This window comes from Streptomyces sp. NPDC029674, assembly GCF_044903205.1.
In the GTDB taxonomy this organism is placed as follows: Bacteria; Actinomycetota; Actinomycetes; order Streptomycetales; family Streptomycetaceae; genus Streptomyces.
The window spans coordinates 172,874-187,067 of the sequence record NZ_JBJDPY010000013.1 but is presented as its reverse complement, the minus strand read 5'-3'; the positions used below and the strand labels follow the sequence as shown (position 1 = coordinate 187,067).

The 14,194-nt window shown below is 73.4% G+C and carries 12 protein-coding genes; 6 read left to right on the top strand and 6 right to left on the bottom strand.

Annotated elements, in window-relative coordinates:
- Window positions 1-2: 2 nt before the first annotated feature.
- Genes ACI2L3_RS28925 through ACI2L3_RS28915 form a run of 3 tightly spaced genes read right to left on the bottom strand, consistent with a single transcriptional unit; the run spans window position 3 to window position 2,277 of the window.
- Entirely contained in the window at window positions 3-551 is a 549-nt protein-coding gene (locus ACI2L3_RS28925; RefSeq protein ID WP_404755406.1) for a TetR/AcrR family transcriptional regulator, read from the bottom strand.
- 51 nt (window positions 552-602) lie between these two features.
- Complete coding sequence (locus ACI2L3_RS28920) at window positions 603-2,003, bottom strand: amidase (RefSeq protein ID WP_404755319.1); 1,401 nt, start codon at window positions 2,001-2,003, stop codon at window positions 603-605.
- Window positions 1,990-2,277 carry a hypothetical protein gene (locus ACI2L3_RS28915; RefSeq protein ID WP_404755318.1) on the bottom strand — a complete coding sequence of 96 codons (288 nt, stop codon included), beginning with the start codon at window positions 2,275-2,277 and terminating at the stop codon, window positions 1,990-1,992. Before ACI2L3_RS28915 ends, ACI2L3_RS28920 begins: the two co-directional genes overlap by 14 nt.
- Before the next feature lie 168 nt (window positions 2,278-2,445).
- Between ACI2L3_RS28915 and ACI2L3_RS28910 the strand changes: the two genes are divergently transcribed.
- Window positions 2,446-3,366: an MBL fold metallo-hydrolase gene (locus tag ACI2L3_RS28910; protein WP_404755317.1), complete on the top strand. Its 921-nt coding sequence runs from the start codon at window positions 2,446-2,448 to the stop codon at window positions 3,364-3,366.
- A gap of 9 nt (window positions 3,367-3,375) precedes the next feature.
- On the opposite strand, the gene ACI2L3_RS28905 is transcribed toward ACI2L3_RS28910, so the two are convergent.
- Complete coding sequence (locus ACI2L3_RS28905; protein WP_404755316.1) at window positions 3,376-4,239, bottom strand: hypothetical protein; 864 nt, start codon at window positions 4,237-4,239, stop codon at window positions 3,376-3,378.
- Between the two features lie 254 nt (window positions 4,240-4,493).
- Between ACI2L3_RS28905 and ACI2L3_RS28900 the strand changes: the two genes are divergently transcribed.
- Complete coding sequence (locus tag ACI2L3_RS28900; RefSeq protein WP_404755315.1) at window positions 4,494-4,892, top strand: hypothetical protein; 399 nt, start codon at window positions 4,494-4,496, stop codon at window positions 4,890-4,892.
- Here ACI2L3_RS28900 and ACI2L3_RS28895 read toward each other — a convergent pair.
- Window positions 4,837-7,026 carry a BTAD domain-containing putative transcriptional regulator gene (locus tag ACI2L3_RS28895; protein WP_404755314.1) on the bottom strand — a complete coding sequence of 730 codons (2,190 nt, stop codon included), beginning with the start codon at window positions 7,024-7,026 and terminating at the stop codon, window positions 4,837-4,839. The genes ACI2L3_RS28900 and ACI2L3_RS28895 overlap by 56 nt on opposite strands.
- Before the next feature lie 156 nt (window positions 7,027-7,182).
- Here ACI2L3_RS28895 and ACI2L3_RS28890 point away from each other — a divergent pair, with 156 nt between their 5' ends.
- Together ACI2L3_RS28890 and ACI2L3_RS28885 are read left to right on the top strand one after the other, a co-directional pair.
- Window positions 7,183-8,064 carry an alpha/beta fold hydrolase gene (locus tag ACI2L3_RS28890; protein WP_404755313.1) on the top strand — a complete coding sequence of 294 codons (882 nt, stop codon included), beginning with the start codon at window positions 7,183-7,185 and terminating at the stop codon, window positions 8,062-8,064.
- Between the two features lie 63 nt (window positions 8,065-8,127).
- A complete protein-coding gene (locus ACI2L3_RS28885; protein WP_404755312.1) occupies window positions 8,128-8,511 on the top strand; it encodes a hypothetical protein in 384 nt (127 codons plus the stop codon).
- A gap of 33 nt (window positions 8,512-8,544) precedes the next feature.
- Here ACI2L3_RS28885 and ACI2L3_RS28880 read toward each other — a convergent pair whose 3' ends face one another.
- Window positions 8,545-9,918, bottom strand: a complete 1,374-nt coding sequence (locus ACI2L3_RS28880) for a TolB family protein (protein WP_404755311.1) — start codon at window positions 9,916-9,918, stop codon at window positions 8,545-8,547.
- A 371-nt stretch (window positions 9,919-10,289) separates the two neighbouring features.
- On the opposite strand from ACI2L3_RS28880, the gene ACI2L3_RS28875 reads away from it, so the two are divergent.
- Together ACI2L3_RS28875 and ACI2L3_RS28870 are read left to right on the top strand one after the other, a co-directional pair.
- Window positions 10,290-11,180, top strand: a complete 891-nt coding sequence (locus ACI2L3_RS28875; RefSeq protein ID WP_404755310.1) for an alpha/beta hydrolase — start codon at window positions 10,290-10,292, stop codon at window positions 11,178-11,180.
- A gap of 237 nt (window positions 11,181-11,417) precedes the next feature.
- Window positions 11,418-14,018, top strand: coding sequence for a LuxR C-terminal-related transcriptional regulator (locus ACI2L3_RS28870; RefSeq protein ID WP_404755405.1), 2,601 nt, complete (start codon window positions 11,418-11,420; stop codon window positions 14,016-14,018).
- The last annotated feature ends 176 nt before the right edge of the window (window positions 14,019-14,194 follow it).

The window sequence follows — 14,194 nt, the reverse complement described above, 5'->3', positions numbered from 1 at the left end:
CGTCAGGAAGGGGTGTCGAGCACTCCGGCCACCAGTCGGCGGGCGTACGCGGCGTCATGGCCGGTCGGCCGGAAGAGGATGCGGTACATCATCGGGGCCACGACGTGGTCCAGTACGGTCTCGACGTCGGGGGCGGTCTCCCCGCGGTCGGCCGCGCGGGTCAGGATGACGTCGATCTGCTCGGCCGCGTAGGCGGAGCACTGGCCCGCGTTGCTGCCGTCCGGATCGCCGAGCAGGGCGTCGCGGATGTAGGCGCGGCCTCCCGGGGACGACATCTCGTCGAGGAACTGTTCCGCCCAGGCCCGGAGGTCGGATCGCAGGTCCCCGCGGTCCTCCGGCGGCGCCTCGGGGCGCAGGCGCTCGACCGCCACGTCCGACAGGAGCGCCTGCAGGTCGCCCCAGCGACGGTAGATCGTCGAGGGCGTGACCTCGGCGCGGGCGGCGATCTGCGGGACCGTCAGTGCGTCACGCCCCACCTCGGCCGCGAGTTCGCGCACGGCGGTGTGCACCGCCTCCTGTACCCGGGCGCTGCGCCCGCCGGGGCGCGCCATTGGTCTACGGCTCACGTCATGACCTCCACGTCATCACTTTAAAGTGAGTCCTCAGGGGGCGACGGCCGCCGGGGCGAACGGGTGGGCAGGGACTGTCCGCTCGTAGGCGTGCCCGACCCGCAGGAGTACCGCCTCGGCGAGGGGGCGGCCCAGGAGTTGCATGCCGATGGGCATGCCCGCGCGGTCGCGGCCGACCGGTACGGACAGTGCCGGTACGCCGGTGATGTCGGCGGGGGCCGACAGGCGCACATAGGCGTCGGAGACGCTCTCCGTCGTTCCGTCGGCCCATGTGATGGTCTCCTGTTCCGAGCGGACCGCGGTCGCGGGGACGGTTGGCGCGGCGATCACGTCGACCTCGTCCAGCGTGTGCAGCCAGGCCTGGCGCATGAGCGTGCGGGCGCGTCGGGCGCGCAGGTAGTCGACGGCGGGCATGAGGGCGCCGGCTTCCAGGAGGATCCGGACGTCGGCTCCGTAGTGCTCCGGGGCCGAGCGCAGCGTCTGCTCGTGGTAGGCGGTGGCTTCCGGGACCATCAGGCCCCATTGGGTGGCCTGGATGTAGCGGGTCATCGGGATCTCGACGTCGACGAGAGTCGCGCCGAGGATGTGCAGCTGGGTGATGGCGGCTCGCACCGCGGCCTCGACCTCGGGGTCGACGTGGTCGAAGTAGTAGTTCCGCGGGACGCCGACGCGCAGCCCCGTGAGGTCGGTTCCGGGTGCCGGTCGGTAGTCCGCGGGAGGCGCGGACAGGCTGGCGGGGTCGCGCGGGTCGTGTCCCGCGAGTACGGACATCGCCAGGGCCGCGTCCTCGACGGTACGGGTCAGGGGGCCGACGTGGTCCAGTGACCAGGACAGGGACGTCACGCCGTGCCGGGGAACGAGGCCGTACGTGGGCTTGAGGCCGACGACGCCGTTCAACGCGGCCGGCACGCGGATCGACCCGCCCGTGTCCGTGCCCAGGGCGAAGGTCGCCGCACCCGCCGCCACGGCGACGGCGGAACCGCCGCTGGAGCCGCCGGCCACCCGTTCCGGGTCCCAGGCGTTGTTGGTCTGCGGCGTGGTCAGCCCGTAGGCGAACTCGTGGGTGTGGGTCTTGCCGACCAGGGCGGTGCCGGCCGCGCCCAGGCGCTCCGCGACCGTGCTGTCGGCGTGCGCCCGGTGCTCCGCCCGGACCCGGGAGCTGGCCGTGGTCGCCACACCGGCGACGTCGATCAGGTCCTTCAGCGCCACGGGAACGCCATGCAGCGGGCCCCTCAAGTTGCCTGTGGCGGCGGCCTGTTCGGCCTCACGCGCCGCGTCACGTGCGCGCTCCGCCGTGATGGTGACGTAGGCCTGGAGGCCGGGTTCCGTCTGCTCGATCCGGTCCAGCACCGAGTCGACGAGTTCCACGGGCGAGAGTCGACGCGCCCCTATCTCGTCGGCGGCAGCGGCGAGGGACAGTTCATACGGCTGCATGGTGGCTCTCCTGTGTGGGGTGGAGGGGGGCGGTGGCGGGCAGGGCCGTCGTGGTGGGCGGCATGGGAGAGGTGTCCGCGAAGTCCAGTTCGCGCAGGACGGCTACGACGGAGCGGATGTGGTCGGCCGTGGCGGCGACCGCCTCATGCCGGTCCGCCGCGAGCGGGAGTCCGGATCGTGCCGCCCACCGGGCGGCCTCGGACGGTGTGAGTTCTTCAGGGGTGAGTTCTTCAGGCGTGCCGTCTTCAGGGGTGCGTTCTTCAGGGGTGGGCATCGAGATTCCTTTTCCGTGTCGTGTCGGGTCGGGTCGGGACGGAGCTGCGTGGGCGAGCCCCGCTAAACGCAAACCGTTTGCGTTAGTGCCACGGTAGGGCCTACGCTCACTTAACGCAAACAGTTAGCTTTTAGCGTGCGCTCGACTCGGAAACGGAACGGACCAGACATGACTTCAGACGTGACCGCCCCCGCACTCCCCCACTGGACCGTCGGCGACATCACCGTCCACCGCATCGACGAAATCCCCCTGCCGCCCGAGACCGGGCCCTGGCTGCTGCCCGACGCCACGGCCGACGTAGTCGGGCAACAGCCCTGGCTGCGCCCCGACTTCGCCGGCCATGAAGGTGTGCTCCACCTCGACAGCCACAGCTTCGCGTTCGTCGTGGGGTCGCTGCGGGTGCTCGTCGACACCGGTATCGGCAACGGCAAAACGCGGGCGAACCCGGCATGGCACGACCTCCACACCGACTACCTGCAGCGCCTCACCGACGCCGGGTTCCCCCCGGACTCCGTCGACCTGGTCGTCCTCACCCACCTGCACACCGACCACGTCGGCTGGAACACCCGGCAGGCGGGCGGCGCCTGGGTCCCGACCTTCCCCAACGCCCGCTACGTCACCTCCCGCGCCGAGCGGGAGTTCTGGGCGGGGTACGCCATGGACGAGGCGCGGCGGCAGATGTTCCGCGACTCCGTGCACCCGGTCGAGGACGCCGGGCTGCTCGACCTCGTCGACATCGCGGACGGCGGCACCGAAGTCGCCCCCGGGCTACGGCTGTTGTCCGCCCCCGGTCACACCCCGGGCCACCTCGCCGTCCAAGTGACCAGTCACGACGAAACAGCGCTGATCACCGGCGACTTGATCCACCATCCCGTCCAGCTCCCCCACCCCCACATCGGAAGCTGCGTCGACATCGACCCGGACCAGGCCGAAGCGTCGCGCCGCGCTCTCCTCGCCTCGGTCGCCGACACCGACACCCTCGTGCTGGGCACGCACTTCCCCGAGCCCACGGCGGGCCGGGTGGTGTCCCACGGAGACGCCTACCGGTTGACACCCGTTCCGCCGACGCATCGGCCCCTCGCACAGTGACGACTGCGGTTACGGCTGCGGATGACGACTGCGCTGATGACGCTGGAACATGGGGGTGCCTGCGGCGTCGTACGGGAGGGTGGAGAGGGCGTCGGCGTAGCCCTGTTCCAGCGCCTGTCGTTGGCGTGCGATGTGCGGGCCGGCGGGGAGCGCGGCCAGGCGCGCCATCTGTGCCTCGTGAGCCTCGGTGATCCGGTCGGCGGTCGTCCGCCAGTCGGTGTCGTCCGGTACGCGGGCCAGTTCCACGCAGACCGGTTCCGTTCCCTCGGCCAGCGCGGCCGCGGCCCGGGCGTGACCGTCCAGGAGCAGCCAGCCGTCCAGGAAGGACACCCACCACAACAGGACGGGGGCGAGGGTGCCCTCGTGGACGTGTTTGCGGTAGGCCTTCACGCGGGCGGTGTCCGGTGCCGGGAGCGGGCGCAGTGGCAGGACGCCGTGCCAGCCGCCCCCGCAGAGCAGTTCGAGGGTCGCGTCGGGCCAGTCCCGGACGAGGTCGCAGCTCCAGATGCCCGGAGCGAAGGTGGCGCGTCGGGTCATCCGCCAGCGCCCGTGGTGGAGCGGGCCGCGCCCCGTGTCCTCGGCGAGCCAACGCGCGTATTGGTGGGGCCAGTTGACCTCGGAGCGCATCGCCGCGGCGGTCACGGGTGGCAGCGGGGAGCGGTGGCCGGGCAGTCGGCGCAGGTGGAGGTCGCGGCAGCAGCCGTCGCCCTCGGAGTGGGCCTGGATGAGCGGGTGTTCGTCCTGGAGGAGGGACCAGCTCCGGTCTGTCGCGCGTTCGAAGCGCAAGGAGGGCCGGCAGCAGCCCTGCGCACCTCCTGGGACGGTCAGGACGAGCCCGCCTCCGGGTAGTGGTTCGCGCGCTGCACTGATCATGCAGTCAGTGTCGGTTCGAAGGCGCTGCTCGGCAAGGACGAAGTGTTCGGCGCTCCGTTGCTGTGACGCCTCTGTGACGGGTGGGGTGACGGCCGTCACAGCCTGGTGTGGTCTCTTCTGATGGGGTGGGCCGAATGCTCGTACTACTGGCTGGTGGGCTTTCCGGGGTTGCGGCCATCGGCGCGCTCATCGCCTTCTTCGGGGTCCTGGCCATGGCACTGCCAGGCCGTCCGCCCTTGTGGGCGGGGCCACTCATGCACCGGTCGGCACTGCTGGCCGGCTGCGCGGCCGCCGCCGTCTACTTCAAGGGCCTTTTCAGCATCGAGATGGCGGTGAACGAGTCCTCCCACGGAGCCTCTTCCTCTCCTTCGCCGTCGTGCCAGGCAGACGCTCCCGTCTCCGCCGAGAACATCACCGGCTACCGGGTTTCGCATCTGCCGCTCCGGTTCGAGTGCGTCCTGGACGACGGCACCACGTACGCGAGCGGTGAGTTTCCCGGGTGGCTCACCGCGGTGCCCGTGGTGCTCGCGCTGATCTCCGTTCTGCTCGCGTTCGGCGCGTGGCACGTTGCGCAACGAGGTACGCGGCAGGAGGAGTTCAGTCCAGCGCGTCCGCGAGGCGGGGGAGCCAGCGGTCGACGGGACCGGCGGTGAGTACTCCGCTGCCCGCGCCGGCCAGTTGGCCGGCGGCGGGCAGCAGGCGTGAGCGGACCCTGGCGAGCGCGGCCCGGTCCCCGGAGCGCAGGGCCGCCTCCGCCTCCACGCAGCACAGCGCCTCGTACAGCAGGTCCGGAGGCGGTTCGGGCAGTGCGCGCAGGGCCGCGCGGGCCTGGGCGTGGCGGCCGGCCTCCGCGAGGGCGAGCGCCTCGGCCCAGGGGCGGTGGGGGCCCCAGTCCGCCGCGAGGTCGACGTGGGGCGGCCGCAGGTGGGCCAGGCGCAGGGACACCAGGGCCAGCGGCAGGAGGCCCGTGCGCATGCCCGGCATGCCCGCCCCGTCCAGGCTCGCGGCGGCGGCGCGGGAGGCGGACTCGGCTCGGGTCATGTCACCGGATGCGGCCAGGCGCAGGGCGTCGTACCACTGGGTGAAGACGCTCACCAGCGGCAGTTCGTGACGCCGTGACAGCCGCGTCGCGGCGGCGGCGTGCGCGTCGGCGGCCGGAAAGTCGTCGAGTGCGGCGCGTGCCTGCAGCCGGATGAGGTGGCCGAGCACTTCGAAGGTGACCAGGCCGTGCCGGGCGGCGAGTTCGATGAGCTCGGCGCCGATGGCGTCGCGCCGTGGGGCGAGGCCCGCGCGGGTGAAGGACTGCATGAACGTGCCGTTGAGCGCGAACGCGAGCAGCGCCGGGTCGTCGAGGCGCCGCGCGAGGCGCTCCGCCTCCCGCGCGGCGTCGGGTCCGCGCGGTGTCCTGACGCCGCGCGTCTCCACCGCGATGGTGGCGAGCAGACGGCAGCGCGTCGCCTCCGAGGCGTCATCCGGCAGTCTCGCGAGGGTCCGTTCGGCGGCCCCGACGAGCTGCCGGGCGAGCTCGGGGTCGTCGGCGCGGGTCCAGATCGCGGGTACGTCGAAGGCGCCGATCACTCGGGCCGTCAGCTCCGGGTCGCCGTACTCCTCGGCCGCCTCGACGGTCCCCATGCGGTGGCTCCGCGCCGCCTCCAGTCCCCCGGCACCGGTCACGGCGAGGCTGCGGATGAGCCCGACCGTCGACTCGAGCCGGGCGCGGGCCCCGGCTTGGACGGTGCGGTCGTACGATGCGGCCGCCTCGCTCCAGAGGCGGGATGCGGTCACCGTGGGATCGGATGGGCCGGGGGGATGGGGTGAGCCGGGCGTGCCGGACAGCTCGAACGGACCAGACGGACCAGGCGGACCAGACGGACCAGACGGACCAGGCGGACCAGGTGGGCCGAGCCGCGCAGGTGGAACCGGTGCCTCGGACGACGTGCCGTCCAGTTCGTCCCTCGTACTCGGCCACCGTCGCCCCTCCCCCACATCCAGGCTCGCGTCCTGCGCCAGCATGTCCGCCTCCAGGCGGCGCAGGCCGGCGCCCGGGTCGAGCCCCAGTTCCTCCGCCAGCGTGGCGCGGGCCCGGCGCAGGGTCGCGAGGGCGTCGCCCTGGCGGCCGGAGCGGTACAGCGCGAGGGCCAGCAGCCGCCAGGCGTCCTCGCGCCACGGGTGGCGGGCCACATGCGCGTCGAGGTCGGGCACGGCGTCGGCGGCCCGGCCGAGGTCGAGTGACGCCTCGGCGCGGCGCTCGACGGCCAGTGCGCGCAGCTCGGCGAGGCGCGACCGTTCCGTGCGCGCCCAGTCCTCGTCGGTGAACTCGGCGTAGGCCGGGCCCCGCCACAGGGCCAGTGCCTCGTCGAGCCGGCGCAGCGCGTCCCGCGGCGGCAGCGGGCGGGCCTCGGCCACGGCCGTCTCGAAGCGCCAGGCGTCCACCGCGTCCGGCGCGGCCCGCAGCGCGTAGCCGGGGCCCTCGGTGACGAGCAGCCGGGCGGGGGCCCTGCGCGGGCGGTCGGGTTCCAGGGCCTTGCGCAGCGCGGCGACGAAGGTCCGTACCGTCCCCAGGGCACGTTCCGGCGGGTCTTCCCACAGGTCGTCGATGAGGCGCCCGACGGGCACGACGTGGCGGCGGGCGACGATCAGCCGGGCCAGGACGGCTCGCTGGCGCGGTCCTCGCAGGGCCAGCGGTCCGGCCGCGTTCCGGGCGCCCACGGGGCCGAGCACCTCGAATGCGACGGCCTGCGCGGCCCCCGCCCCGTTCTCCGCCCCCGTCTCCGTCATGCCCGACATGTGCGGACCACCGTGCTCTCTCCGTACTGACTGCTGCTGATCGCTACTGATCACTTGCTGATTCACCGGCGGCAAGCTGAAGGCATCCGCCACCCGGCGGCCCGACCCACTTCCGGGCGGGCACACCGCTCGCCCCATCTTCCCGGAGAGCACCCCATGACACCGACCATCCCCGGCTTCGAGTACCACCGCGTCCCTGTCGCGGACGGCGTACGCCTCCACGTGGCCGTCGGCGGTTCCGGCAGCCCCGTCGTGCTGCTGCACGGCTTCCCGCAGACGCACCTCATGTGGCGGCACGTCGCGGCCGGCCTCGCGGAGCGGCACACCGTGATCTGCCCGGACCTGCGCGGGTATGGCGACAGTGACAAGCCCGCCGAGGACGTCGACGGATCGACGTACGCGAAGCGCACCATGGCGGCCGACGTCGTCGAGCTCGCCCGGATCCTCGGCCACGACCGGTTCGCCCTGGCCGGGCACGACCGAGGCGCCCTCGTCGCCCTGCGGACCGCGCTCGACCACCCGGGAGCGGTCACGCACCTCCTGTCCCTCGACGTGCTGCCGACCCTCGACATGTGGGACGTCATGCACGGCACCACCGCCGCCGTGGGTTTCCACCTGTACCTGATGGCGCAGCCGCCCGGTCTGCCCGAGCAGCTGATCGGCGCCGCCCCGGACGCGTTCTTCGGCCACTTCCTCGACATCTGGACACGCGACACCGCGGCGATCCCCGCCGACGTACGCGCCGCCTACCTCAAGGCGTCCCGCGAGGCCGTGCCGTCCATCGTCGCCGACTACCGCGCCTCCGCCCACATCGACGTCGAGCACGACCGCGCGGACCGGGACGCGGGCAACCGCCTCACCATGCCGGTGTCCGTACTCCAGCAGGACTGGGGGTCGGCCCTCGGCTTCGACGCCGCCGCCCTGTGGCGCGCCTGGGCGCCCGACCTGGATCACCGGACCGTCTCCTGCGGCCACTTCATGGCGGAGGAGGACCCCGCGGTGGTCGGCGGAGCCCTGCGCGATCTGCTCGACCGGTGAAGCGCACGACCGGCGACGGAGGCGGCAAAGCCCCTCGCCGACCTGGGCCGTTACGAGGAGGCCTTGGCCGATGGCGAGCGTGCCGTCGAACTCGGGCCTGCCTGCGGCTGGTTCCCGTACCAGAGCGCTCTGACCATGAGAGTGACCGGAGCTCCCGGCGAGGCCGACCGGTGGCGGTGTGCGCTGGAACTGTTCGAGGCGCAGGGGGTGGACGGCCCCGGCGGCACGGACCTGGCGCGCAGCAATCTGCTGGTGGTGCTGTGCGCGCTGCCCGATTGGGGACGTGCCGAGGAGCAGCTGCACCGCTTCCTGTCGCACCGCCCCTCACGACACCAAGTAGCGGAAGCGCTGGAGGACTTGGTGAACCTGCGACGGGCCGTGCCGGTCGACGCGGGTCGGCTGGCGCCGGTCGTCGGGCGGCTCCGCGACGCGTTGGGCGCGATGTGAGGCCGGCCCGCCCCCGGTTCCGCGCGGGCGGTCTCAGCGCACGTGGCGCAGGAAGACGTCGGGCGCGCCGTTCGTGTCGTCGGGCACCAGGTTGGAGGCCGGGGAGTCGAACACCACTGAGCCGCCGCCTTCGGCGACTCCGGTCCGTCGTCCCGGTTGGGTGTCCTCGGAGACCGGTTCGCTCTCGCCGCTGACGAGGCGTACCTCCCCGGTCAGCATGTCCCGCAGGAAGACGTCCGCGCTGCTGTCGCCGTCGTCGGGCGTGAGGTTGGAGGCCTCGGAGGTGAAGGCCGCGTAGCGCCCGTCCGGGCTCAGTGAGACGCCGTCGCTGTTGCCGTTGGCCGGTGTGCCGTCCTGCGCGGCGCTGACCAGGCGCATGCGCTTCGTCTCGCGGTCGTAGAGGAAGACGTTGTGCGGGCTTTCCGGGGCCGGGCCCTCGGGCCGGAGCACCCTGGAGGCCGAGGTGAACGCCACATGGCGGGCGTCGCCGCTCAGGGCGGCGCCCCAGGAGGGGGTCTTGCGGTTGTAGGCGTGGGGAACGCTGATGAGCTCCGTCGTCTTCTTCTCGTGGTCGCGCAGGAAGATGTCCGTCGCGGAGGAGTGGTCCTCCACCTCGGCGAGGTGGGAGGTGTTGGAGGTGAAGGCGAGGTACCGGCCGCCGGAGTCGCCCGCGAACGCGGGGCCGAACGCGTCGCCCTCGCCGTGCTTGCCCGCGTCGGTGAGCTGTACCAGCTCCGTGGTCTTCGTCCTGCGGTCGTAGCGAAAGACGTCGTCCCGTTCGTTGGCGTCGCCGGGGGCTATGTCCTCGGCACCCGACGCGTAGGCGACGTACCGGCCGTCACCGCTGACGGCGGGGTCGTACGTCAGGTGGCCGCGCAGCCCGTCGTAGGACGCGCCCGTGGGGCTGATCCGCTGGGTCCTGCCGGTGCTCCGGTCGTGCAGGAAGACGTCGTCGAGGTCGTTGGGGTCGCCGCGTACGAGATCGTCGGCCGTGGAGGTGAAGGCCACGTACCGCCCGTCGGGGCTGATCGAGACCTCCCGTACGACGCCGTGGCTCGCCTTTCCGTTGCTCTTGACGCTGACACGCTCCGTCGTGCCGGTGCTCAGGTCGCGGACGAAGGCGTCGGGCGTGCCGTTGGTGTCGTTCCCGACCAGGTTGCGGGACGCGGAGACGAAGGCGACGTAGCGGCCGTTCGCGCTGATGGCGGGGTTGGTGGAGGCGGCGTTCCCCTGGGCGCCGCCCGGGCCGACGCTCACCCGTTCGGTGCGGGGCGCGGAGGCTTGGGCGGCGGATGCGTCGCCCGCGGGTGAGAGCACGATCATGGTGGTCGCGGCGGTCACTGCGGTCGCGGCGCAGAGGGCGGTGAGCGCGGTGCCCGCGGCCGTCACGCGCTGATGAACGGTCATCTGTTCCTCCTGTGTCGACAGCGGTCTCCGTGTGCCGGCCGGGAAGGCCGAGCGAACACCGTGCGATTGCGGGGGTCAATGTGCCGCGTGCCCTCCGCCGGTGTGGATGGGCCGGTTGCATCAGCCGGGCCGGGCGCTTCGGCGGACTTTCTGGGCCGTAACCGTGCGGAATGGGCAACCATCGGTGCGAAGCCGTCCCGTGGGCCCGTGTCGCGGACCCTCAGCCGCCCGCGACACCGGTGATTTCGCCGATGTCGTACGCCGTCGGCGGCGCCACGGTGAGACCCCCAACGAACACGGCGGTCCCACCGGGAGCCGGGGCGCACCTTCCCCTCCCCGCCCGGTTCCGCCACGATCGAGAGGACCCCTCCGTGCAGCTGCACGTCTTCTCCCGCCCTGTCGTACGCGCCTGTCTGGCCGCCGCGGTCGCCACCGCCGGCCTCCTCGGCACCGGCCTCGCCCCCGCCCAGGCCGCCGCGGAGAACCCGTACGAACGCGGACCAGCACCGACCGTCTCCAGCATCGAGGCCTCCCGCGGCTCCTACGCCGTCTCGCAGACCGACGTCTCCTCGCTCGGCGTCTCCGGCTTCGGCGGCGGCACCATCTACTACCCGACGTCCACCGCCGACGGCACGTTCGGCGCCGTCGTCATCTCGCCGGGCTTCACCGCCTACCAGTCGAGCATCGCCTGGCTCGGTCCGCGGCTCGCCTCCCAGGGCTTCGTGGTCTTCACGATCGACACCCTCACCACCCTCGACCAGCCCGACAGCCGGGGCCGCCAGCTCCTCTCCGCCCTCGACTACTTGACGAAGTCGAGTTCGGTGCGCGGCCGGGTCGATGCCTCCCGGCTCGGCGTGATGGGCCACTCGATGGGTGGCGGCGGCAGCCTGGAGGCGGCGAAGAGCCGTACGTCGCTGAAGGCGGCGATCCCGCTGACCGGCTGGAACACCGACAAGACCTGGCCCGAGCTGAGGACCCCGACACTGGTCGTCGGCGCGGACGGTGACAGCGTGGCGCCGGTCTCCAGCCACTCCGAACCGTTCTACGAGTCGCTGCCGGGCTCCCTGGACAAGGCGTACCTGGAGCTCAACAACGCCAGCCACTTCACGCCGAACTCGTCCAACACGACGATCGCGAAGTACAGCATTTCGTGGCTGAAGCGGTTCATCGACAACGACACCCGCTACGAGCAGTTCCTCTGCCCGCTGCCGAGGCCGAGCCTCACGATCGAGGAGTACCGGGGCAACTGCCCGCACGCGTAGTGACGTTGAAGGCCCCTTGCGCCTAAATCGCCGTCGCATCCAGCGCGTAGTCCGTCGCCTGCTGTCCGGGCGACGGACGACGCGCGTCCGCCCCGGCCGTGCGATTGTGCTCGCGCACATCCGGAGGCGGGTGCCACTGGGGGCTTGCCCAGCGCGGCGGACGCGGGGCTTCCGGGCGGTGTTACGCGGAAGTAACGTGCGGGCGTGACCCTTTCCACGTCCGTACCCGGCGCGCTCATGACCCCCGAGCTCCACGGTCGCCGCGCGGCGCTCGCCGCCGTGGACTCCCTGCTGGCAGGCGTACGGGCCGGTCGGGGCGGCATGCTTGTCCTGACCGCGCCTCCCGGCCTCGGCCGCACCGCGCTGGTGGAGTACGCACGGGCGGCCTGTCACCCGACGCCGACGGTGCGCCCGACCGCACCGGCTGGGCACAGGAGTCCTGTGCCGATTGAGTACGAAGGGCCGCAGCTGGTCTGCGTCGATGACGCCCACCGGTGGGAGCCCGCGGCCCGGGCCGCCCTCTCCACGGAGCTGCGCCGCCTGACCGCCGCGAGACCCGTGGCCGTACTGCTCACGCTCTGCGAACTCACCGCAGGCACGGTCGAGTTCGCAGGGCTGCCGACCCTTCGTCTGGAGCCGCTCGACGACAGCGCGGCCGCCGCCCTGCTCGACCGGCTCACCCGGGGTCGCGCCGACCCGGTCGTCGGCGCATGGCTCATCCGTGCGGCCGCGGGGAACCCCCGCCTGCTCAGCGCGCTCGTCGCGGCCCTCACCCCCGACCAGCTGGCGGGGCGCACCCAGCTGCCCGACCCCCTGCCCGGCGGGGAGGACGTCCTCGACGACTACGCGACCGCGGTCGGCGTCGACGAGCTGCCCGGCAGCGCCCGCGCCCTGCTGCTGCTCGCCGCGGCGGCCGGGGAGCACGAGCCCGAGGGAGCGGGCGCGGACCTCGCCCTGGTGCTGCGGGCCGGCGGTGCCCCTTCAGAGCTCGCGTCCGCCGAAGCCGCCGGGGCCGTCGTCGGCGCGGGCGGCCGCATCCACTTCACCCACCCGCTGCTGCGCCGGGCGGTCCTGCGCCGCGCCCCACTCGCGCGCCGCCGAGCCGCCCATGTGCGCCTCGCCGACGCCTGCCGCGACCGCCTCTCCCAGCTGATCCAACTCGCCTGCGCGGCCGAGGACCACGACGCGCGGCTCGCCGGATCCCTCGCCGCGGAGGCGACCGCGGACCGGCCGCACGCCCAGCGGTCCGCCGTCCTGGCCCGTGCCGCGGCGCTCACCGCCGACCCGGAGTCCCGCACCGACCGGCTCGCCGAGGCGGCGGAGGCGGCCCGGCTGGCAGGAGATCCCGTACGAGCCCGCGCCCTGCTGGCCCGCGCCGGTGCCGTCCCCGCCCACGGCGGCGTCCACCGGGTGCACGGACTGCTCGCACTCGCCGACGGTCCTGCCGACGACGCCAGGGAGTCCCTGCTCACCGCCGCCGCACTGCTCCCGCCCGAGCAGGCCCGGTACGCACTGATCGGCGCGGCGGAGGCGGCCTGGGCGATGGGCGATGCCGCCGCCTACCGGGAGGCTATGACGCGGGTACCGTCCTGCGCCGACGACCCGCTCCTGGAGGCGTACCGCGTCGGCATGTGCGCGGTCCTCGCGGGCCGCACCGCCGAGGGACATGCCGCACTGCGCCGCTGCCTGGAGGAACTGCCCGGAACGTCCGAAGCGGCCGGGCTGCTGCGCGCCGGTGCCGCCGCCCTCGTGGTCGGTGAGGTGGAGACCGCGTGCGAGGCCGGGACCAGAGCACTCGCCGCCGTACGCGCGTACGGTCCCGAAGTCCTCCTGCCGCGCGCCCTGGAGCAGCTGGCCTACGGAGAGCTGCGCGGGGGCCGCCACACCCGTGCCCGGGCGCACGCCCTCGAAGGTCTCAGAGCCGCGCATCGACTCACGCAGCCCAACGCCGCGGTCGCCCTGCACGCCGTTCTCGCACTCGCCGCGTCCGTGGAGGGCGACGCGGACGCCTGCACCACGCATGCGGACGCCGCGACGGCGGGCGCGGGACCGAACGGACTCGCCCAGGCCGCGACCCTCGCCGTGTGGGCCGTCGCCCGCACGGATCTCGCCGCGGGGCGCCCGGCCGACGCGGCGGCCCGGCTGGCACCGCTGGTCACCCCGGGGCCGCGACGCGGTCACTTCGCCGTCAGGATGCTGGCCGTTCCGTGCTTCGTGGAGGCGGCCGTGCAGGCCGGGCGTACGGCGGAGGCCCGGCACGCCACGGAGGAGTTCACCCGTTGGGCCGGGGCCACGGCCGACCCGCTCGCACCGGCCCAACTGGCCCGCTGCCAGGCCCTGTTGGCTCCCGCCCAGCAGGCGGCCGCGGCGTACGAGAGGGCGCTGGCGCATCACGACCGCCTGCCGGGCGAGTTCGAACGAGGCCTTACGCAGCTCCTGTACGGGCAGTGGCTGCGCCGCAGGCGCCGCACCCGCGAGGCACGCGGCCCGCTGCGTGACGCCCTGGTCGCCTTCGAGCGGTGCGGGGCACGGGCCTGGGCGGACCGCAGCCGCGGCGAACTGCGTGCGGCGGGCGAGGCGGTGACGGGAGAGCCGGGCCGTCCGGGGCCCCTGACGGCGCTCACTCCCCAACAGCAGCGCATCGCACGCCATGTCGCGGAGGGCGCCACCAACCGCGAGGTGGCGACACGCCTCTCGGTGAGCCACCGCACCGTCGACCACCACCTGCGCAACGTGTTCGCCGCGCTGGGTGTACGGTCCCGCGTCGAACTGTCCCGGTTGCTCGCCGGAGGCGAAGGGGCGCCGGGCCGCGGCGAGGAGATCGCGGCGCGCCCCTGAAGGCGGTGCGGTCGGCAGCGCGGCGGCTCGGCGGCCGGCCCCCGCTGACGAGCTCCTCCGCGACCAGGCCGATACCGGTGTGCTCCGAAGCAGGACACTCGTTCGTGGTATCTCGCCTGCTCATCGCCGAGTCCGGCGCATGGCCGGGCAACCTCTGGGCATCGTCCCCGGCCTGG